This window comes from Oceanobacillus sp. NCCP-135, assembly GCF_059698015.1.
On record NZ_BAAKSZ010000070.1, the window covers coordinates 1 to 451 of the forward strand.

Genomic DNA, 451 nt, shown 5'->3' on the forward strand with positions numbered 1-451 from the left:
TGCCACCTACGTATTACCGCGGCTGCTGGCACGTAGTTAGCCGTGGCTTTCTGGTTAGGTACCGTCATGGCCAGGTCAGTTACTACCTGACTTGTTCTTCCCTAACAACAGAGTTTTACGATCCGAAAACCTTCATCACTCACGCGGCGTTGCTCCGTCAGACTTTCGTCCATTGCGGAAGATTCCCTACTGCTGCCTCCCGTAGGAGTCTGGGCCGTGTCTCAGTCCCAGTGTGGCCGATCACCCTCTCAGGTCGGCTACGCATCGTCGCCTTGGTGGGCCCTTACCTCACCAACTAGCTAATGCGCCGCAGGCCCATCTGTAAGTGGTAGCTAAAAGCCACCTTTTACCTTCTCACCAGGTGATGAAAAGGATCATCCGGTATTAGCTCACGTTTCCGCAAGTTATCCCGATCTTACAGGTAGGTTGCCTACGTGTTACTCACCCGTCC

General features: G+C 54.1%; 1 rRNA gene (cut by a window edge). It reads right to left on the minus strand.

The features are described 5' to 3' along the window. A 16S ribosomal RNA gene (locus AC6HVZ_RS19545) occupies nt 1-451 on the minus strand (its annotated part continues 186 nt past the right edge of the window); the annotation flags it as partial.